The organism is Rahnella victoriana (assembly GCF_004330295.1).
In the GTDB taxonomy this organism is placed as follows: Bacteria; Pseudomonadota; Gammaproteobacteria; order Enterobacterales; family Enterobacteriaceae; genus Rahnella; species Rahnella victoriana.
In genome coordinates this window covers 26466-46692 of the sequence record NZ_SJOJ01000002.1, presented here as the reverse complement: position 1 = coordinate 46692, position 20227 = coordinate 26466, and the positions used below count along the sequence as shown (strand labels likewise).

20 protein-coding genes are annotated in these 20227 nt (G+C 52.0%); 9 read left to right on the top strand and 11 right to left on the bottom strand.

The window, feature by feature from the left end; translation table 11 throughout:
- Positions 1-7: 7 nt before the first annotated feature.
- From dsbB to iraP, 3 genes are all read left to right on the top strand, one after another.
- On the top strand, positions 8-538 hold the full coding sequence (gene dsbB, locus EYY67_RS02065) for a disulfide bond formation protein DsbB (RefSeq protein WP_095921813.1): 531 nt from the start codon (positions 8-10) through the stop codon (positions 536-538).
- Between the two features lie 167 nt (positions 539-705).
- Positions 706-1815 carry an AI-2E family transporter gene (locus tag EYY67_RS02060; protein WP_131692705.1) on the top strand — a complete coding sequence of 370 codons (1110 nt, stop codon included), beginning with the start codon at positions 706-708 and terminating at the stop codon, positions 1813-1815.
- Between the two features lie 126 nt (positions 1816-1941).
- Positions 1942-2283, top strand: a complete 342-nt coding sequence (gene iraP / locus EYY67_RS02055; protein WP_119827192.1) for an anti-adapter protein IraP — start codon at positions 1942-1944, stop codon at positions 2281-2283.
- A 72-nt stretch (positions 2284-2355) separates the two neighbouring features.
- Here the strand turns inward: iraP and EYY67_RS02050 are convergent, their stop codons facing one another.
- The 4 genes from EYY67_RS02050 to EYY67_RS02035 form a co-directional block, all read right to left on the bottom strand.
- Entirely contained in the window at positions 2356-2805 is a 450-nt protein-coding gene (locus EYY67_RS02050) for a YcgN family cysteine cluster protein (RefSeq protein ID WP_119827194.1), read from the bottom strand.
- Between the two features lie 106 nt (positions 2806-2911).
- On the bottom strand, positions 2912-3568 hold the full coding sequence (locus EYY67_RS02045; protein WP_119827196.1) for a fumarylacetoacetate hydrolase family protein: 657 nt from the start codon (positions 3566-3568) through the stop codon (positions 2912-2914).
- Between the two features lie 25 nt (positions 3569-3593).
- Complete coding sequence (locus tag EYY67_RS02040; RefSeq protein WP_131692704.1) at positions 3594-4757, bottom strand: lytic murein transglycosylase; 1164 nt, start codon at positions 4755-4757, stop codon at positions 3594-3596.
- Between the two features lie 122 nt (positions 4758-4879).
- On the bottom strand, positions 4880-5152 hold the full coding sequence (locus EYY67_RS02035) for a YcgL domain-containing protein (RefSeq protein WP_095921807.1): 273 nt from the start codon (positions 5150-5152) through the stop codon (positions 4880-4882).
- Between the two features lie 136 nt (positions 5153-5288).
- Here EYY67_RS02035 and minC point away from each other — a divergent pair, with 136 nt between their 5' ends.
- From minC to minE, 3 genes are read left to right on the top strand one after another with little or no spacing between them, the layout of a single operon-like run.
- The gene (gene minC, locus EYY67_RS02030) at positions 5289-5978 is read left to right on the top strand and encodes a septum site-determining protein MinC (protein ID WP_095921806.1); all 690 of its coding nucleotides are present in this window, start codon (positions 5289-5291) and stop codon (positions 5976-5978) included.
- Positions 5979-6002: 24 nt separating this feature from the next.
- Positions 6003-6815, top strand: coding sequence for a septum site-determining protein MinD (minD, locus tag EYY67_RS02025; protein ID WP_013575324.1), 813 nt, complete (start codon positions 6003-6005; stop codon positions 6813-6815).
- Positions 6816-6818: 3 nt separating this feature from the next.
- Positions 6819-7088: a cell division topological specificity factor MinE gene (gene minE, locus EYY67_RS02020; RefSeq protein WP_095921805.1), complete on the top strand. Its 270-nt coding sequence runs from the start codon at positions 6819-6821 to the stop codon at positions 7086-7088.
- Between the two features lie 377 nt (positions 7089-7465).
- Here the strand turns inward: minE and rnd are convergent, their stop codons facing one another.
- The 5 genes from rnd to yoaA form a co-directional block, all read right to left on the bottom strand.
- The gene (gene rnd / locus EYY67_RS02015; protein WP_131692703.1) at positions 7466-8587 is read right to left on the bottom strand and encodes a ribonuclease D; all 1122 of its coding nucleotides are present in this window, start codon (positions 8585-8587) and stop codon (positions 7466-7468) included.
- Positions 8588-8684: 97 nt separating this feature from the next.
- Positions 8685-10382, bottom strand: coding sequence for a long-chain-fatty-acid--CoA ligase FadD (gene fadD / locus EYY67_RS02010; protein ID WP_131692702.1), 1698 nt, complete (start codon positions 10380-10382; stop codon positions 8685-8687).
- Positions 10383-10737: 355 nt separating this feature from the next.
- Entirely contained in the window at positions 10738-11370 is a 633-nt protein-coding gene (locus tag EYY67_RS02005) for a Slp family lipoprotein (protein ID WP_131692701.1), read from the bottom strand.
- Between the two features lie 62 nt (positions 11371-11432).
- Positions 11433-12134: a tRNA (adenosine(37)-N6)-threonylcarbamoyltransferase complex dimerization subunit type 1 TsaB gene (gene tsaB / locus EYY67_RS02000; protein ID WP_095921801.1), complete on the bottom strand. Its 702-nt coding sequence runs from the start codon at positions 12132-12134 to the stop codon at positions 11433-11435.
- A gap of 130 nt (positions 12135-12264) precedes the next feature.
- Positions 12265-14178: a DNA repair helicase YoaA gene (yoaA, locus tag EYY67_RS01995; protein ID WP_095921800.1), complete on the bottom strand. Its 1914-nt coding sequence runs from the start codon at positions 14176-14178 to the stop codon at positions 12265-12267.
- A gap of 142 nt (positions 14179-14320) precedes the next feature.
- Here yoaA and EYY67_RS01990 point away from each other — a divergent pair, with 142 nt between their 5' ends.
- The gene (locus tag EYY67_RS01990; protein WP_119827204.1) at positions 14321-14665 is read left to right on the top strand and encodes a RidA family protein; all 345 of its coding nucleotides are present in this window, start codon (positions 14321-14323) and stop codon (positions 14663-14665) included.
- 65 nt (positions 14666-14730) lie between these two features.
- On the opposite strand, the gene EYY67_RS01985 is transcribed toward EYY67_RS01990, so the two are convergent.
- Together EYY67_RS01985 and zwf are read right to left on the bottom strand one after the other, a co-directional pair.
- Positions 14731-15372 carry a bifunctional 4-hydroxy-2-oxoglutarate aldolase/2-dehydro-3-deoxy-phosphogluconate aldolase gene (locus EYY67_RS01985; RefSeq protein ID WP_131692700.1) on the bottom strand — a complete coding sequence of 214 codons (642 nt, stop codon included), beginning with the start codon at positions 15370-15372 and terminating at the stop codon, positions 14731-14733.
- A 266-nt stretch (positions 15373-15638) separates the two neighbouring features.
- Positions 15639-17114, bottom strand: coding sequence for a glucose-6-phosphate dehydrogenase (gene zwf / locus EYY67_RS01980; RefSeq protein WP_131692699.1), 1476 nt, complete (start codon positions 17112-17114; stop codon positions 15639-15641).
- 372 nt (positions 17115-17486) lie between these two features.
- On the opposite strand from zwf, the gene EYY67_RS01975 reads away from it, so the two are divergent.
- A complete protein-coding gene (locus EYY67_RS01975) occupies positions 17487-18356 on the top strand; it encodes a MurR/RpiR family transcriptional regulator (protein ID WP_013575314.1) in 870 nt (289 codons plus the stop codon).
- 232 nt (positions 18357-18588) lie between these two features.
- A complete protein-coding gene (gene pyk / locus EYY67_RS01970; protein ID WP_095921797.1) occupies positions 18589-20031 on the top strand; it encodes a pyruvate kinase in 1443 nt (480 codons plus the stop codon).
- Positions 20032-20227 lie beyond the last annotated feature (196 nt).

Genomic DNA, 20227 nt, shown 5'->3' with positions numbered 1-20227 from the left:
TTTTTCTATGTTGCAATATCTTAACCGCTGCTCACAAGGACGCGGTGCATGGCTTCTGATGGCGCTAACCGCACTGGCTCTGGAGCTGGTAGCGTTGTATTTCCAGCACGTGATGTTGCTAAAACCGTGCGTCATGTGTATTTATGAGCGCTGCGCGTTGATGGGTATTCTGCTGGCAGGACTGGTGGGTGCGATTGCGCCTTCAACCTGGTTGCGTTATGCCGGTATCCTGATATGGATTTACAGCGCTTACGAAGGGATCCGCCTGTCATGGGAACACACCATGATTCAGCTCCACCCTTCACCGTTCGCGACCTGTGATTTCGCCGCACGATTTCCGACCTGGTTGCCACTGGATAAATGGTTCCCGTGGATGTTTATCGCCAACGGTGACTGCGCAGAAAAACAGTGGGAATTCCTGTCATTGGGTATGCCACAGTGGCTGGTCGTGATTTTCAGCGTGTTTATGGTGATCGCGATTCTGGTGCTGATTTCTCAGTTCGTGAAACCGAAACGCCGCGATTTGTTCGGCCGTTAATTAGGCCCGGGCAATCCGTTTAGAAAGCGCCTCAGGGCGCTTTTTTTTTATGCCCGTTTGAACGCCATATGACAGCCACAGCCTCTTCATAAAAAACTGTTCTTTATTTGTAAATTCAGTAATGCGCTCTATGCTACGAGGGCAACAGGATCATCTGAGGAACAATTATGGTAGTTAAAGGATTTTCAAAAGGTTTTTTCATCGCGATTCTTCTCATCGTGACTTTGGCTTTTTTTGATGTATTACGGCCTTACTATTCTTCCGTACTCTGGGCGATTATTCTGGCGGTTATTTTTAACCCGCTTAAAAACAGGCTCAAACAGTATGTAGGTGACCGTAACGGAATTATTTCGCTGATAACCGTCCTGGTCATTTGCCTGATCGTTTTTACTCCACTGGCGATCATTACGTCTTCGCTGGCGATTGAATTCAACGCGGTGTACACCAAACTTCAGGGCAATGAAACCCAGCTGCCCGTCGTTCTTTCGGATTTCATCCATCACTTACCAAGATGGGCGCGGCATTTCCTGACAGATCACGATCTGGACAGCACGGCGGAGATCCAGAAGAAGCTTTCCGATGCGGCTATGCAGGGCAGTCAGTATCTGGCGGGAAGCGTCTTTGTCATCGGTAAGAGCACGTTCAGCTTCGTCGTGGGCTTCGGCATTATGCTCTACATCCTGTTCTTCCTGATTAAGGATGGTGCGTATCTGGTCAATCTGACGCTGGAAGCCCTTCCGCTGTCCCGTCATGTCAAACATCACCTTTTTATGAAGTTTGCGGCAGTGTCACGCGCAACCGTCAAAGGTACGGTCGTTGTGGCTGTCGTACAGGGGGCTTTGGGCGGGCTGGCGTTCTATATTGCGGGGCTGGATGGCAGTCTGCTGTGGGGCGCGCTGATGGCTTTCCTGTCCATCATTCCGGCAGTAGGTTCAGCGATTATCTGGGTTCCTGCAGCGATTTATTTCTTTGCTTCAGGGATGCTGTGGCAGGGGATCTTTATTGTGGTCTTCTTCGTGGTGGTGATTGGTATCGTGGACAATGTCTTGCGTCCGTTGCTGGTCGGTAAAGACACCAAGATGCCGGATTATCTGATTCTGGTCACCACCCTGGGCGGTATGGAAGTGTATGGCATCAACGGTTTTGTCATTGGCCCGTTGATTGCTGCCCTCTTCATTGCCTGCTGGAATATCCTCTCAGGCCGGGACCATCAGAACAACACTGATGTCATCGATGAAGATTTTATCGAGGAAGGCAAAAACCATCCGGATGCCTGATGTGTTTTGCGGCAAACTGAGCGGTCTCATCAGGGGCCTCTCAGTTTAACGAAATATGATTATGCAGTTTTCAGAACCTGGCGTAGAAATATAAGGCACAACCCTTTCGATCTGCAGGAGTGACAAATGAAAAATATCATCTTAGGAATGATTGCAAAAATCTCCCGGATGGAAGCCGATTCCAAACAACTTACCGCACAGGTAGAAGCGCAGTCACTTCTGTTGAGTGCCGTATTTCTGACTGTCGGGAAAAATGGCGGGCCGCAGGAAATCATCGAAAGCGTGAATAAAGCGATTAACTCTGCGCTGGATTCGGCGGATGAAGTGCTTAAATCTGATGCCAAAATTTTATTTGAACAGTTTCAGGCCCTGATAGACATGACACGTCTGATTGATAAAGCGGATCCTGAACTGGATTCAGATGCGCTGAACGCCCTGAACGGTATACGACCGGACTCAGAAATTTAAACTCAGACGAGCATGAAAAAAGCCCTGGCAAATTGCCGGGGCTTTTTGTTTGCGAAACAGGGAATAAAACGCTTATCTCGCCCAGCTAGGCTTATTCATAATGTGATCCTGCCAGTCTTCTACGTCGTCTTCACGCACGGCAATATAGCGCACGGAAATCTGCGCGGTGTGCATGGCGGATTTAGACGCTTTGTTCAGCAGTGGATGCCACGGCAGTAACGGGCGGCCTTCACCGATCAGGCGATACGCACAGGTGGGCGGCAACCAGTCAAAAGTGGTCAGGTTTTCGCGGGTCAGTTTGATGCAATCTTCTTCCAGCGTAAAACGACGCTCGTAGTTGCGGCACTGACAGGATTTGATGTTGAGCTGATTACAGGCGACGTTGGTGAAATAAATTTCATCGGTGTCTTCGTCGATCAGCTTATGTAAGCAGCATTGTCCGCAGCCGTCGCACAATGCTTCCCATTCTTCGTCAGTCATTTCAGACAGCGTTTTGTGCTGCCAAAAAGCGGGTTCAGTCATAGTGTGCATCCGGTATAAATAAAATGAGGGTGCTTATATAGACGCTTTGGCGAACAGATGCAAGCAAAGCCGCCGGAAATCCGCTCCGGCGACCTGCAACGTTGCGCTAAATCACGCGAGTGGAAACTTGCTTACCATTAAGTGTAGCTGAGATTTCATCACCGGCTTTTAACGGGCCGACGCCATGCGGTGTCCCGGTGAGAATGATATCACCGGCACGCAGTGTGAAGAACCGGCTCATATAAGCGATCAGCGGTAAAAGCGGCGTCAGCATGTCGCGGGTATTGCCTTGCTGACGCACTTCGCCGTTGATTTCCAAACGCAGCTCAGCCTGCTGTGCATCACCGAATTCACTCACCGGAATAAATCCGCTCATCGGGCACGAGCCGTCAAACCCCTTGGCCTTTTCCCAGGGTTGTCCGGCTTGTTTGAACGTCGACTGCAAATCCCGCAACGTCAGGTCAAGCGCCACCCCGTAACCGGCAATGGCATTGGCAACGCGGTCTTCCGTCGCCTGTTTCAGAGGCGTTCCGATCAGCACAGCCAGTTCCACTTCATGATGTACCGAACCCAGATCCTTCGGGATCGCGACAGGCTGGCGGAAATCACACAGCGCGGTTTCCGGCTTAATGAATAAAACAGGTTCCGCCGCCTTCTGCCCCCCCATTTCTTTGATGTGATCGGCATAATTGCTGCCGACGCACACCACTTTATTGACCGGGAAATCCAGTAATGCGCCGTGCCAGTCTCTGTGTTGATACATACAGCTACTCCTTGTATGAGGAATATCAGCCGCTAAACGGATTATGCGGCGCTGGCGCTAAGGGCGCAGGTGTGGTCTGAGCCGGTGCAGTATCACCCGAAGCCAGCGGTGTCTGCGCGCCCATGATGCCATCCGCCATCATGCCGATACTCAATGCGAAATAGGTTGAACGGTTCCAGTGCATGATCGTACGGAAGTTATCGTAAACCAGGAACGCGCGCCCCTGCGTATCATCCGGTGTGATAACCCATGCGCGGGTCGCCGTTGACGTCAGAGGGGTGCCGTCCACTTGCGTCACGCCCAATTGCTGCCAGTAACTGGCCGGATGCATCTGGTTATTTTTCAGTCCCGCCAGAGTGCCATCAAAGTTAGCCGGTAATTTCACTTCCTGACCCCAGCCCTGATCGCCCTTCCAGCCTTCTTTTGCTAAGTAATTGGCCGTCGAGGCAAATACGTCGTCAGTGTTTTTCCAGATATCAATTTTGCCGTCACCGTTGCCGTCAGCCCCGTAAGTCAGATAGGAACTCGGCATAAACTGCGACTGCCCCATTGCGCCAGCCCAGGAACCTTTCATCATGTCACTGCTGGCTTTTCCTGAATCGACGATCTTAAGCGCCGACATGAATTCTTTGGTGAAGAACGCTTCACGACGCCCTTCGAACGCCAGCGTGGCCAGGGCGGAGAATACGTCTTCTTTACCCTGAATTTTGCCGAAGCTGCTTTCCATCGCCCACAGCGCCACGATGTACTGTGGCTGCACGCCGTAACGGTCGCTGGCCTTGGTCAGCGCGGGCAAATTGTTCTGAAGCTGTTCCTGACCTTGTTTAATCTTCCATTCAGGCAGAACGCGGGTCAGATAATCGTCGAGGGTCACTTTCTTCTCGAGCTGATTGCGGTCGGAATTGATCACACGATCAACGAAATGAAGATTAGCGAAGGTGCTGTCGATGGTTTGCTGGCTGATGCCTTGTGAAAGCGCCTGGGCTTTAAGCTGTTCGGCATAGGCCGGGAACTCGGCAGGGTCACGTCCCTGTTCGGCCAGTGACGTTTTGCCTGAGGTGGCGGCAGGTGCCGCCGTCTGGGTGGAGGTGGCTGACGGTGCGGGCGTTTGCCCGGAGGATGCTTTTTGTGCTGCACAACCACTCAGAATGATCAGCGGTGTTAACACGGCCAGTGCCGACAATTTCATCAATTTCTTCCTTTTGACTTCTGCAAATGATTCATCGTTGTAAGCTTTGAGCACGACAACGATGAATGCAAGTCATGACGTCTGAAAGTTCGAGAATTGCCGAAACAAATGTCAGGAATGTGTTATTTAGAGGTATCACCCAGATGGATATTCAATAAACTTTCTGCCGGCGGCGGAACCTGCAGATAATAACCTTGTTCTTCGAGCGACTGACGCACTTTGACAATATCGGCTGTGGCGAGTTTTTCGCGTTCGGCCAGATTGAGCATCATGGAGAACTGAGGTACACCGAAGCCTTTGAGTAATTCTTCTGGCACACGGGAAAAATCGTCTCTTTTTTCGACATACAGATAAGTCTGGTCGCGTTTAGTACTTCTATAGATCACACAAAGCATTTTTTTAACTCTATTTTATTGAAACGGTGGCTTGCCTAGATATAACTGTAACTATAACATGCTTATCGTACATCGGAATATCGCCCCCCGAGTGGTATTCCGGGGATTTAGAGTTGCTGAGACTGAGTCAGGATAGATGTCACAATCGCCAATAGAACTAAAAGGCAGCAGTTTTACCTTATCGGTTGTTCATTTACATAGTTCACAACCTGAGGTTATTTATCAGGCATTACAGGAAAAAGTGGAGCAAGCTCCAGCCTTTTTGAAAAATGCCCCTGTTGTTATCAACGTTGCCTCACTGACCGGTGAAGCAAACTGGAAAGACATTCAACAGGCTGTCGCTTCTGCAGGCTTTCGCGTTGTTGGCATCAGTGGTTGCAAAGATGAAGCGCAAAAACGCGCACTTTCCCGCACCGGTTTACCGCTGCTGAGTGAAGGTCGTGCCCAGCGAATCGCCGCAGAGCCACCGGTTCCTGTCGTGCCCGACAATGCCCCGGCCAAAACCCGCATTGTCAGTACCCCGGTCAGATCCGGCCAACAAATTTATGCCCGTAACAGCGACCTCATCGTGACCAACAGTGTCAGCGCAGGTGCGGAACTGATTGCCGATGGCAATATCCACATCTACGGCATGATGCGAGGCAGAGCGCTGGCCGGTGCCGCAGGCGATGCAAATTGTCAGATCTTTTGCACGCATTTAGGCGCTGAACTAGTCTCTATCGCAGGGCAATACTGGTTGAGTGATCAAATCCCGACTGATTACCTCGGTCAGGCAGCGCGCCTCAGCCTGTTAAATAATGTGTTAACCATACAACCTTTAAACTAAGCCCTTTTGACAAGGAATCCATTCATGGCACGCATCATAGTTGTTACATCGGGTAAAGGGGGCGTTGGCAAGACCACTTCAAGCGCGGCCATTGCTACCGGTTTAGCTCAAAAAGGCAAAAAGACCGTCGTTATCGATTTCGATATCGGTCTGCGTAATCTCGATCTGATTATGGGCTGTGAGCGCCGCGTGGTTTATGATTTCGTTAACGTGATCCAGGGCGATGCCACGTTGAATCAGGCGCTTATCAAAGATAAACGCACCGAAAACCTGTTTATTCTTCCGGCTTCGCAAACGCGCGACAAAGATGCGCTGACCCGCGAAGGCGTGGAAAAAATCCTGAACGATTTAGCCGAAATGGAATTTGACTTCGTGGTCTGCGATTCCCCTGCGGGTATCGAAACCGGCGCACTGATGGCGTTGTATTTCGCCGATGAAGCCGTGATCACCACCAACCCTGAAGTGTCTTCCGTTCGCGACTCCGACCGCATTTTGGGCATTTTGTCTTCAAAATCCCGCCGTGCGGAACAGGGCTTAGAGCCTATTAAAGAACATCTGCTTCTCACCCGTTACAACCCTGGACGTGTCAGCCGTGGCGACATGCTGAGCATGGAAGATGTGCTGGAAATCCTGCGTATTCCTCTGATCGGGGTTATCCCTGAAGATCAGTCTGTGCTGCGTGCGTCCAACCAGGGCGAGCCGGTCATTCTGGATCAGGAATCCGATGCAGGGAAAGCGTATGACGATACTGTCAGCCGCCTGCTTGGGGAAGAACGTGCATTCCGTTTCATTGAGGAAGAGAAGAAGAGTTTCCTGAAACGCCTTTTTGGGGGATAAACCATGGCATTGTTAGATTTCTTTCTGTCCCGCAAAAAATCGACAGCCAATATAGCCAAGGAACGGCTACAGATCATCGTAGCCGAACGGCGTCGAGGGGATAGTGAACCATCGTATCTGCCTGATCTGAAACGAGACATTCTGGCGGTCATCTGTAAGTATATTAAGATTGACCCCGAAATGTTGCAGGTTCAGTTCGAGCAAAAAGGTGACGATATTTCCGTACTGGAACTTAACGTCACCCTGCCAGAGTCGGAAGAAGCGCCTAAATGACAGCAGTCTATTTGCCTTGTTTGCAGGTGTTTTTTTCAGAATAGCGCCCTCTGTTTCCTCAGGGGGCCACTCACTTTTTGTTGATTTCCCTTCGCGTATTATTCCTTACCGCCAATAACCACTGTATATATAACCATTAAACGGATCTATTATTCGTTTATTTTCATCTATTCGTGAAAATTTTGATTAAGACTCATCTCATTCAGGCTGGAAATTAATATCCCTACACTGGCTTAATTCCCTGCTTTTTATCCTGAGTTACTGAAATTAATTCTTCAAAGTGCAGATTTTCAGAAGCCTGAATAAAAAAAGAGCGGGGAATTACCCGCTCTTATTATCACGACCTGATGGCTAATCCCCCGCTGAGGAAAAAGAAATCAATAATTGCTCAGAATGGCATTCAATCTTTCGGCTAACAATTTTCCACGCCAGCCGCTGATTAATTCAGGCTGCGCTTCTTTATCTTTTAACTTCCAGTGGCTGTTGAGCAACTGGTTAATCTGACGACGTGAAGCCAGCAACTCAACACTCAGCTTACTCTCTTCACTGACGGTCTGGATCAGTGCTTTGATATCCTTGAAGACTTTACGGTAACCCGGCTGATCAATCAGATTCGAAATAGGTGCAGGCAGCTCTGATTCATCCAGTGCATTGGATTCATCCACCAGCGCCAGCAACGTACGTCCATGATAGCGGATTTCAGGGCCGCTCAGCCCCAGTGCCTCCAGCTCGCCCAGTGATGTCGGCTGATAGCGCGCCACCTGCCAGAGGTTTTCCTCGCGTACCACAAAGTTAACGGCCAGATCACGCTGACGAGCCTGATTAAGACGCCATGCCGCCAGCAACTTCAGACAACCCAGTTGACGCGGACGCAGCTGGAAGGCGTTGCCGATTTCCAGATACGCCAGCTCCGGTTGCAGCACTTCGCTGCGGCGACGGCACAATGCCAGACATTCATCCAGCGCGGCATCCATCCACCCTGCTTCTTCTGTTTCCCGCATCAGTTGTTCAGCCAGCGGCAGCAAATACCACACGTCAGCCGCCGCATACACACACTGTTTTTCACTCAGCGGGCGGGCGATCCAGTCGGTGCGCGATTCACTTTTATCCAGCTCAACACCCGTGGTTTCGGCCACCAGACGCGCAAAACCACAGGACAGCGGGCGTCCGCTGAACGCGGCGAGGATCTGCGTATCAATCAACGGCGAAGGCATCACACCAAACGCATTCAGAAACACTTCCAGATCTTCACTGCCCGCGTGAAGGAATTTGATCACATCAGGATTAACCAGCAAATCGATAAAAGGCTGCCAGGCGGTGATCGGCAAAGGGTCGATCAGCGTGAGCCGTTCGCCATCGAATAACTGGATCAGACCCAGTTGCGGGTAGTAAGTGCGGGTGCGGACAAATTCGGTATCCAGCGCAATTTTGCTGTGCGCTTTTGCCTGAAGACAAACCTGCTCCAGCGCGTCATTGGTGGTGATCAACTGATAATTCAAATCTTAATTCTCTTAATCATTACTACGTTATAACGTGACAACGCCGGACTTCGCCGGCGTTAAGAAACTGACTATCACTGAACCCCTGAGCTGACGTTTATGCCGCATCCTGTTTCGGATCAGCCTTCGGCTTTGCCTGCTCGTCACGAAGCTCCCTTCTGAGAATTTTACCGACATTTGATTTCGGTAACTCGTCGCGGAACTCGACAATCTTCGGTACTTTGTAACCGGTTAATAACCGGCGGCAATGCGCGAGGATCTCTTCGCTGGTCAGCGACGGGTCTTTCTTCACCACGCAAATTTTGACGATTTCACCCGACGACTCGTTTGGCACACCGATGGCGGCAACTTCGAGCACTTTGTCATGTTGTGAAACCACCTCTTCAATTTCGTTAGGGTAGACATTAAAACCGGAAACCAGAATCATGTCTTTTTTGCGGTCAACAATCCGTAAAAAGCCCTGCTCGTCCACTGTAACGATATCGCCTGTCGATAACCAGCCATCTTTTAGCACCTCGTCGGTCGCCGCAGGCCGTTGCCAGTATCCCAGCATCACCTGAGGACCGCGCACCCAGAGTTCACCCGGTAATCCCGGCCCGACATCCTGACCATTATCATCGACCAGACGTACCTCTGTTGACGGCACTGGCAAACCGATGCTGCCACTGTAATGTTTCAGGTCATACGGGTTACCGGCGACCAGCGGTGAACACTCGGTCAGCCCGTAACCTTCCAGTAAATGTTTACCGGTCAGTTTTTCCCATTTTTCGGCCACGGATTTTTGCACCGACATTCCGCCGCCAACTGAGAGGCGCAGCGTGGAGAAATCCAGCTCGCGGAAATCTTCGTTATTGAGTAACGCATTGAACAGCGTATTGACGCCACTGATCGCCGTAAACGGGTATTTACCCAGCTCCTTCACCATCCCCGGCACATCGCGCGGGTTGGTGATCAGCAGACTCTTCCCACCCAGTTCGAGGAACAGCAGGCAGTTCACCGTCAATGCAAAAATGTGATACAGCGGCAGAGCCGTAACCACCAGTTCGTGCCCCGGCTGCAACAACGGCGCGTACGCCGCTTTTGCCTGCTCGAGATTGGCCTGCATATTACGGTGTGTCAGCATTGCGCCTTTCGCCACGCCAGTCGTCCCGCCGGTGTATTGCAGAAACGCCAGATCTTCATTAATGATGTCGGGTTTGATGTACTGCAGACGACGCCCGCGCTGTAAGGCGGTACGGAACGAAATGGCATTCGGCAGATGGTATTTAGGCACCAGTCTTTTGACATATTTGACCACAAAGTTAACCAGCGTGCCTTTCGCTGCAGAAAGCTGATCGCCCATACGGGTCAGGATCACATGCTTAACCTGAGTTTTGTACACCACTTTTTCCAGGGTGTGGGCGAAGTTGGAGACGATAACAATCGCGCTGGCACCGCTGTCATTGAGCTGATGCTCAAGTTCACGCGGCGTATACAGCGGGTTGACGTTGACCACCACCATACCGGCGCGCAGCACGCCAAACAGGGCAATCGGGTATTGCAGCAGATTCGGCATCATCAGGGCAACGCGGTCGCCCTTTTGCAGACCCAGTTCATTTTGCAAATACGCAGCGAAAGCGCGACTGCGCTCTTCAAGCTTGCGGTAAGTCATCACCTCGCCCATGTTGATAAACGCCGGGGTATCTGCATAACGCAGCGTGGCATTTTCGAACATTTCGACCAGTGAACTGTAGCGGTCGGGATCGATGTTCTCGGGAACATCTGCCGGATAACGTTTTAGCCAAACCTTTTCCAAGGTATCACTCCTGAAATCATGTTCTGTTGCCGTCTCTATTCGACGAGTTTTATCACGTCTTTAACAATATTTTAACTCAGCTTACCAGTTGCGTTTCAAACAATGTCGAGGTTGAGAGGCGGGTCACTATTTCTGCAACCACTCGTTACAGCCATCCCTGGCTAAAAAAGAAAAAGGCGGCAATTAAGCCGCCTTAACAACGATCTTGTCTCAATGTGTTTTCTTTGGCGGCGGCACAACAGGGTGTGCCGCCGCCGGTTTTACTGCTGCCGGAGGGGGCGCGCCATGAGGGGGTGGCGGCGTTCCTTTTGGCGGTGGCGCGCCATGAGGAGGCGGGCTACCGTGCGGCGGCGGTTTATTCTGTGACGACGCTTTCGACCCGTGCGGGTGTCGTGTCATACCAGCCGGGACCCCAACCGGGCCCAAACCCTCGCCCCCAGGAATCATAAGGCCCACCAAAACCGTAGCCCCACGGGCCGATAGGTTGCGGAGGCATAACCACCTGCTGCTGTACCCGCCAGCGTTTATAGCTGTTGACGTTTACAGTGACAAAGTCATAAGACGTCTGCCCTACCGTGCCTTTTTCGACACCCGTAATCGGCCCGACCACGGTGACCAGTTGATCGCGGTAATCGACCGGATCGACGAAGCCATTAATGTAAGCCATGATGCGTCCGCGTGATGCCGCGCCTAATATCGGCCGGGCGGCATCATCAAGGGGAACGGTAGCGATTTCCAGACGTGTTTTGTTCTGCAGGTTGGTCACAGAGACCACCTTGCCACCAAAACGCGATTCCTGCCCGACATACAAATTCGGGGCGCCCTGTACCGCTTGTAAATTCATCTGCGGCGTTGCCGTCGTGCCGCGAATTTCTTCCGGTACGGTGACACAGCCTGATAACACCAGAACGCTGAGTGCCACCGCACTCAGGGCCATTCTCTTACCCGTCTTGCCTGATAACTGCTGAATGACAGACCACTTACGCATTACGATGACTCCTGTGCAAACTCTTCATTTTGACCGCTATTTAATGCACAAGTTGCCATCCCCTACCGGCCTGGCAGCTTTTTCCATGTCACTTCATTACGCAGATAGGTAGGTTCGGCATCTTCCGGATTGACCCGCACGCCGTTTTCCCAGAGCTGAAGCGCCAGCGGCAGCATATCTTCCGCCTGTGGCAGTAACATTTTGCCATCAAATAAATCCGCCGCCGGAGATTCACCCAGCAAATGCGGATAGGCTTCCCAGCCCGTACCCACGGTGGCAAAACGTCCGTTTAGCTCAACGGCTCGCGCCAGCAGTTGTTCAGGTTTGATGACCGTCTCGGTATTTTCACCGCTCCAGACACCTTGTGCATTGCGGGTAAATTCACCCCAGTACACTTCGCCCATGCGGGCATCAATGGCGGCCAGCACCTGTTCCGCGCCGGTCTGGCGGTAAGCACCCTGCGCCATGGTTTGTAAGGTGGAAACGGGCAACAACGGCAACTCTGCGCCAAGTGATAAACCTTGCGCGATACCAATGCCGATACGCACGCCGGTAAAACTGCCCGGCCCCCGGCCAAATGCCAGTGCATCGAGTTGTTTCAGGGAAAGCCCCGCTTCGGCGAGGATCTGCTGCACCAGCGGCAGAATGCGCTGCGTATGCTCGCGGGCGCAGAGTTCAAAATGGGCGAGCGTTTCGCCCTGATCATAAAGCGCAACCGAACAGGCTTCTGTCGCCGTATCAATTGCTAAAATTCGCGTGGACATGCCAAACCTCAGGCGGGGAAATTAATAAGTTATACCCTCAATACGTCGCGCGCAGTCAACGCATCTGCAACGTGATATATGACGGGTACAAGAGCCTTTTTCGGGGCGGCATCTTAGCATAAACAAAGGGCTAATTCTGCTCTTCAACGTTTTGTAAAAAGCGGATCGCTTGCGTCAGATCACGCGTGCGTGGCGTCGGCGGCAAGCTGTTGAGGAAAACTTCGCCATACGGACGCATCACCAGCCGGTTGTCACAAATCACCATCACACCACGGTCATCCGTATCGCGGATCAGACGTCCGACGCCCTGTTTAAGGGTAATGACCGCATCCGGTAATTGTACGTCATTGAAAGGATCTCCGCCGCGCAGACGGCAATCTTCTATGCGCGCTTTGAGCAGCGGATCGTCCGGTGAGGTAAATGGCAGCTTATCGATGATGACGCACGACAGCGCATCACCGCGCACATCCACCCCTTCCCAGAAACTGCTGGTCGCTACCAGCAACGCATTACCGGCTTCGACAAACTGCGCCAGCAACTGTCCCTTACTGGTTTCGCCTTGTAATAAAACCGGCAGCGTCAGACTGGCCCGGAACTCTTCCGCCAGTTCACGCATCATTTTGTGGGAAGTACACAGAAAGAAACAACGGCCTTTATTCGCTTCAATCAGCGGACGCAACATTCGTGCCAGCTGCTTCGAACTGCCGTGAACGTTCGATTCGGGCAGAAAACGTGGAACACATAACAGGGCCTGTTTGGCGTAATCAAACGGACTCGGCAGCAGCAGCGTTTCTGCCTGATCCAGACCCAGACGTTCGGTAAAATGATGCAGCTGATCGTTCACCGAAAGCGTTGCCGAGGTAAAAATCCACGCTCCCGGTTTTTCTTTCATCATCTCGCTGAATTTATCGGTGACCGATAACGGCGTCAGCGCCAGCACAAAGTGGCGGGAATTACATTCGTACCAGTAACTGTAGCCGGGAATGGAGACATCTTTCAGGCGCTTGAGACGGTTGCGGTAAAGCGTGGCGCGTTCGAAAGCTGCGTCCAGCAGTGCAGAACGGCCGAGTGATAATTTGACCACGTCATAGCACAGCTCCAGTGCGTCATCGAGCAGCAGCAAGGCTCGCTGGATGGCAGGCTGGCTGAGAACATCACGCAGATTGCCGCGAAAACCCGGCTCGCCGAGTGCCAGACGGAAATCCATGGTGCTCTGGCTCAGGCGGTCAGCACTTTTCTGCAACTGTACGGAGTCACGCACTTCGGTGCGGTAAGCGATGTTGATATCTTTTGCCATATCGAGCAGCTGACGACTGGTGACCTGCTGGCCGAAATACTGGCTGGCAATATCGGGGATCTGATGCGCTTCGTCGAAAATCATCACGTCAGCCTCGGGGATCAGCTCACCAAAGCCGCTCTCTTTCACCACCATATCCGCCATGAACAGGTGATGGTTTACTACCACCACATCGGCGTCCATGGCCTTACGGCGGGCTTTTACCACGAAGCATTCTTTATACAGCGGGCAGTCACTGCCGAGGCAATTGTCGTTGGTGCTGGTCACCAGCGGCCAGACAAAGCTGTCTTCCGGCACCACGGTGCAGGTGCTGATATCGCCCTCTTCCGTGCTGCTTGACCAGTGACGCAGATGTGCCAGTTCGCTGAGCGCCTGACTGGCGAGATCGCCGCCGGCCAGCGATTGTTGCTCCAGACGTTCCAGACATAAATAGTTTGAACGCCCTTTCAGCAGCGCCAGACGGCCTTTAAATTTCAGCGCATTGGCCACTTTGGGCAGATCGCGGGAATACAGCTGATCCTGTAAGTTTTTGGATCCGGTGGAGATGATGACTTTTTTGCCGGAACGCAGCGCCGGAGCCAGATAGGCATAGGTTTTCCCGGTCCCGGTACCGGCTTCCACCACCAGCCCTTGCTTACCGCTGATGGCTTTGCTGACAGCCTGCGCCATCAGACGCTGAGGTTCACGGGGTTTAAAACCTTCAATTTTCTGCGCCAGTGCGCCGTCTGTTGCGAAATCGTCTGTCACTCTGTCTCTCTACCTGTACGGATCAGCAGTGATTATGCCAACCCAACGCCGTTACGGCTACCGCCATCTGCCAATCCAACGCATTCAACCTTTGTGATACCCTTAGCGCCATCAAAAAAAGTGACTAACTGGAGCCAAAAATATGACCATCGAACGTATCCGCCCTGAGCCACGGATGTCCGACATTGTTATCCATAACGACACCATCTATTACACGGCGGTGCCGGAAAATCTGGAGGCGAATGCGAAAGATCAGACTGCGGAAACGCTGGCCATTATTGATGCTGCGCTGACTGAAGCCGGTTCAGACAAAAGCAAAATTCTGGATGCCACGCTGTTTCTGGTGAATAAAGAAGATTTCCCGGCCATGAATGAAGCCTGGGATGCGTGGGTGTCGCCGGGCAATGCACCAGTGCGCTGTACCGTGCAGGCCAACCTGATGAACCCGAAATACAAAATCGAAATCAAGATCATTGCCGCGCGTTAATCTCTGATTTTCAGACATAAAAAAACCTCCCGCGGGAGGTTTTTTATTATCCGTGCAATGCCCGGTTACGCTTTTGCACCCGCGACAGCTTCTTTCGCGAGTTCAGTGATGCGTGCATAGTCACCGCTTTCCAGCGCATCGGCTGGCACCAGCCATGAACCGCCGATACACAGCACGCTTTTCAGCGCCAGGTAATCACGGTAGTTCTTCGGTGAAATCCCACCTGTCGGGCAGAAACGTACCTGCGGGAACGGACCGGCAATCGCCTGCAACGCTTTCACGCCGCCATTGGCTTCAGCCGGGAAGAATTTAAACTCGCGCAGACCGGCATCCAGACCCATCATCAGTTCGGACACGGTGCAAATTCCCGGAATCAGCGGAATAGAACCCGCGTTGGCGGCTTTGAGCAAAGCATCCGTCAGCCCCGGGCTGATGGCGAACCGGGCACCGGCTTCGGTCACTTCGGCCAGTTGCTCAGGATTCAGTACCGTGCCCGCACCAATGATGGCGTCCGGTACTTCTTTTGCGATAGCGCGGATCGCATCCAGCGCGCACGGGGTACGCAACGTCACTTCCAGCACACGTACGCCACCGGCAACCAGTGCTTTGGCCAGCGGGACCGCATGCTCCAGTTTGTTGATAACAATCACAGGAACAACCGGCCCTGAGGTCAGAATTTGTTCCGCGCTTGTTTTCCAGTTTTTCATCTTGTTCTCCATTCATGCCCGCAGGCACCGTTGTGATTGATGGCGCGCCCCTGCCACAGGGACCAGCAGAATAAAAAATCCTGCCAGAAACCGACCACACCCGATTGGACGATACTACGCTCCCCGTCATACTTGACGCCGCAGCGGCATTGGCTGCGCTTGTTCACCCGAATCACTGACTCATGTCAGCTCATCGGGATTCTCTCACTTGCCGCCTTGCTGCAACTTCAATTATTTTGGGGAGTAATGACTTAAAGAATTATTCGTTACTCGAACTCGTTCCAGGAACGGCCGTCGCGGGTGATCATCGCCACAGACGCTACCGGACCCCATGTCCCGGACTGATACGGTTTTGGTGCTTCGCTTTCTGCCGCCCACGCATTCATGATGGAGTCGACCCATTTCCAGGCTTCTTCCACTTCGTCACGACGCACAAACAGCGCCTGGATCCCACGCATGGTTTCCAGCAGCAGACGCTCGTAAGCATCGGCAATATGCTGTTCATTGAAGGTTTCAGTGAAGCTCAGATCCAGCTTGGTGGTTTGCAGACGGTGTTTGTGCTCAAGACCCGGCACTTTGTTCAGCACTTCGATCTCGATACCTTCGTCCGGTTGCAGACGAATGGTCAGTTTATTCTGCGGCAGTTGCTGATAAGAATCACGGAACAGGTTCAGTGCCGGGTTTTTGAAATACACCACGACTTCTGAACATTTGCTCGGCAGACGCTTACCGGTACGCAGATAGAACGGCACACCCGCCCACTGCCAGTTGTCGATATCCACGCGGATAGAAACAAAGGTCTCAGTGCTGCTGGTTTTTTTCGCGCCTTCTTCTTCCAGATAGCCCGGCACTTTCTTGCCCTGCACGAAACCTGCGGTGTACTGACCACGCACGGTGTTTTCACGCACGTTGGACTGGTCGATACGGCGCAGGGAGCGCAGCACTTTCACTTTTTCGTCACGGATGCGGTCCGTGCTCAGATCCGCCGGTGGTGACATGGCGATCATGGTCAGAATTTGCAGCAAGTGGTTCTGGATCATGTCGCGCATCTGACCCGCGTCATCGAAGTAGCCCCAGCGGCCTTCGATACCCACTTCTTCCGCCACGGTGATCTGCACATGATCGATAGTGCGGTTATCCCAGTTGCTGGCGAACAGGTTGTTGGCGAAACGCAGTGCCAGCAAGTTCAGAACCGTTTCTTTGCCCAGATAATGGTCGATACGGTACACCTGAGACTCGGCGAAATACTCCGCCACCTGATCGTTAATGACCTGGGAAGACTCCAGAGAGTGTCCCAGGGGTTTTTCCATCACCACGCGCGCAGGCTCTTTATTCAGCCCTGCTTCACCCAGACCCCGGCAGATCGCACCGAAGTGGCTTGGCGCAATGGCGAAGTAGTTAATGGTGGCGCGATTTTGCTGGTCGAGCATTTTGCCCAACACTTTGAAATGCTTCAGATCATTGACATCAAGGTTACAGAAATCAAGACGGGCACTGAGTTTTTCCCACAGTTCCGGATCAATTTTTTCTTTCATGAAGGTGGTCAGTGCTTCTTTAACCACTTCGGTATAGGCCGCTTGGTCCCATTCCGCACGTCCGACACCGATGATGCGGGTGTCCGGGTGAATGTGACCCGCTTTCTCTAACTGATACAGGGAAGGCAACAGCTTACGGCGCGCAAGGTCACCCTTTGCACCGAAAATTACCAGATCACAAGCCTGGGCTGTCTGAGTTACCGCCATGTTCTTCTCCTCAATGCAGGAATACCCTTAGTTATTGGGGTACATATTGTAATTTTATTTCAGCAACAATGTACTCTGATTGCCCGTGAGCCGTAAACCTTGATCTGACAAGGGGATAACTCTGCGGAAAACCTTATTTTTATCATAAGTCTCTCAGGTGCTGTTAAAACCCACAACATTCTGTAATTTTATGACAAAACTGAACAGAATTTACCATACTGAAAGTTAGATCTCGGTCAAACTCTGACAAAAAAAGCGGTATTTTCGCCTGACTGACGCTGCCAACGGCATTAAGCGCGTAGTATATTTTCATCAAATCAACACGATTTCCTCTTTTCAAAGAAATCGTTGAAACCTATGAGTGTCATGCTTATGAATACGTTGGAAAAAATCCAGACCCACCTTGACATTCTGAGCAAGTCAGAACGCAAAGTTGCCGAAGTTATCCTGGCCTCGCCTCACATCGCTATCCACTCCAGTATTGCCACTCTCGCCCGCATGGCCGACGTCAGTGAACCTACTGTAAACCGTTTTTGCCGTCGCCTCGACACAAAAGGGTTTCCAGATTTTAAATTGCATCTGGCACAAAGTCTGGCAAACGGTACACCTTATGTGAACCGCAACGTGGATGAAAGCGACAGCGTCAGCGCCTACACCAGTAAAATTTTCGAATCGGCCATGGCCAGCCTCGATCAGGTGAAAAATACCCTCGATATTGCTGCCATTAACCGTGCGGTGGATTTACTCACTCAGGCGAAAAAGATTTCGTTCTTTGGTCTGGGCGCCTCCGCTGCCGTGGCGCATGATGCCATGAACAAATTCTTCCGCTTTAACATTCCCGTGGTCTATTTCGATGACATCGTCATGCAGCGCATGAGTTGCATGAATTCCAGCGAAGGCGATGTGGTGGTGCTGATTTCCCACACCGGCCGCACCAAAAATCTGGTGGAACTGGCACAACTTGCCCGCGAAAACGATGCCACCGTGATTGCTATCACATCTTTTAATACGCCGCTGGCGCACGAAGCGACCCTGGCGCTGTTACTGGATGTCCCGGAAGACACCGACGTGTATATGCCGATGGTCTCACGGATCGCTCAGCTGACGCTGATTGATGTGCTGGCAACCGGGTTTACCTTGCGCCGTGGCGCAAAATTCAGAGATAACCTGAAGCGGGTCAAAGAAGCGTTGAAAGAATCGCGCTTTGATAAGGGGATGGTCGTCCCTAACCTGCCAGAGTAAGCTCGCCCTGCGGGTTGGCATACCGAATCATTCACAGATTATATGAACGAAGCACCATTGATTTAATAGGGAGTCTGGCGGGAAATCTACGCGCAACGTGCGCAGGGAGAAAGTCAGACATGAGGTCAGCGGGTCACGCAGGTGAAACCCTTTTGTATTACAATTACACCAAACCCAATGTGGGCTCGCTGTTTTTTGCACTACCATGTTTCATCAGTTAACGGAGTACGGCATGTCCAGAAGGCTCAGAAGAACGAAGATTGTTACCACCCTCGGTCCTGCAACTGACCGCGACAATAATCTTGAGAAGATCATTGCTGCCGGTGCAAACGTTGTACGTATGAATTTCTCCCACGGTACCCCTGAAGATCACATCCTTCGCGCCAATAAAGTGCGTGAAATCGCGGCCCGTCTTGGCCGTCATGTTGCCATCCTCGGCGACCTGCAGGGTCCTAAAATCCGTGTGTCTACTTTCAAGGAAGGCAAAGTTTTCCTCAATATCGGCGACAAATTCCTGCTCGATGCCAACATGAGCAAAGGTGAAGGCGATAAAGAAAAAGTGGGCATCGACTATAAAGGTCTGCCTGCTGATGTGGTGCCGGGCGATATCCTGTTGCTCGATGATGGCCGTGTGCAGCTGAAAGTCCTGGAAGTTCAGGGCATGAAAGTCTTCACTGAAGTCACTGTGGGCGGTCCGCTGTCCAACAATAAAGGCATCAACAAGCTGGGCGGTGGTCTTTCTGCCGAAGCCCTGACTGAGAAAGACAAAGCAGACATCATTACTGCGGCCAAAATGGACGTAGATTATCTGGCAGTTTCATTCCCTCGCACCGGCGAAGATCTTAACTATGCGCGCCGTCTGGCACGCGATGCAGGCTGTAACGCACAAATCGTCTCTAAAGTTGAACGTGCTGAAGCGGTAGCAACGGACGAAGCGATGGACGATATCATTCTGGCTTCCGACGTGGTGATGGTGGCCCGTGGTGATCTGGGTGTTGAAATCGGTGACCCTGAACTGGTCGGTATCCAGAAAAAACTGATCCGTCGCGCACGTCAGCTGAACCGTGCGGTGATCACCGCCACGCAGATGATGGAATCGATGATCACCAACCCGATGCCAACCCGTGCGGAAGTCATGGACGTGGCAAACGCCGTGCTGGACGGTACCGATGCGGTGATGTTGTCTGCCGAAACGGCTGCCGGTCAGTATCCTGCGGAAACCGTGGCGGCCATGGCGCGCGTGTGCCTGGGTGCAGAAAAAATCCCAAGCATTAACGTCTCCAAACACCGTCTGGATGTGGAATTCGATAACATCGAAGAAGCGATCGCCATGTCGGCGATGTACGCGGCGAACCACCTTAAAGGCGTTACCGCGATCATTTCCATGACGGAATCGGGGCGTACCGCACTGATGCTCTCCCGTATCAGTTCCGGCCTGCCCATCTTCGCCATGTCCCGCCATGAACACACCCTGAACCTGACGGCGATTTACCGTGGCGTCACGCCGGTCTTCTTCGACAGCGTCAATGACGGCGTCGCAGGGGCGCAGGATGCAGTGAATTTGCTGCGTGATAAAGGTTACCTGCTTTCGGGTGATCTGGTCATCATCACGCAGGGCGATGTCATGAGCACTGTGGGCACCACGAATACCAGCCGTATTTTGCGTGTCGAATAACAGCGAAATGTAATAAAATATGTATATAAGGCCGATCATCATGATCGGTCTTTTTATTTTGCACTGTCCGAGTGTTTAGTTTCACCTTCTTCACCTCGCTTCCGTGATCTTAATTTGATCATTATTTTGCCATTTCCCTGAAATAATACTCTCCGGCGTATAAACCATCACATAGCGTAAATTAATTACACCTACA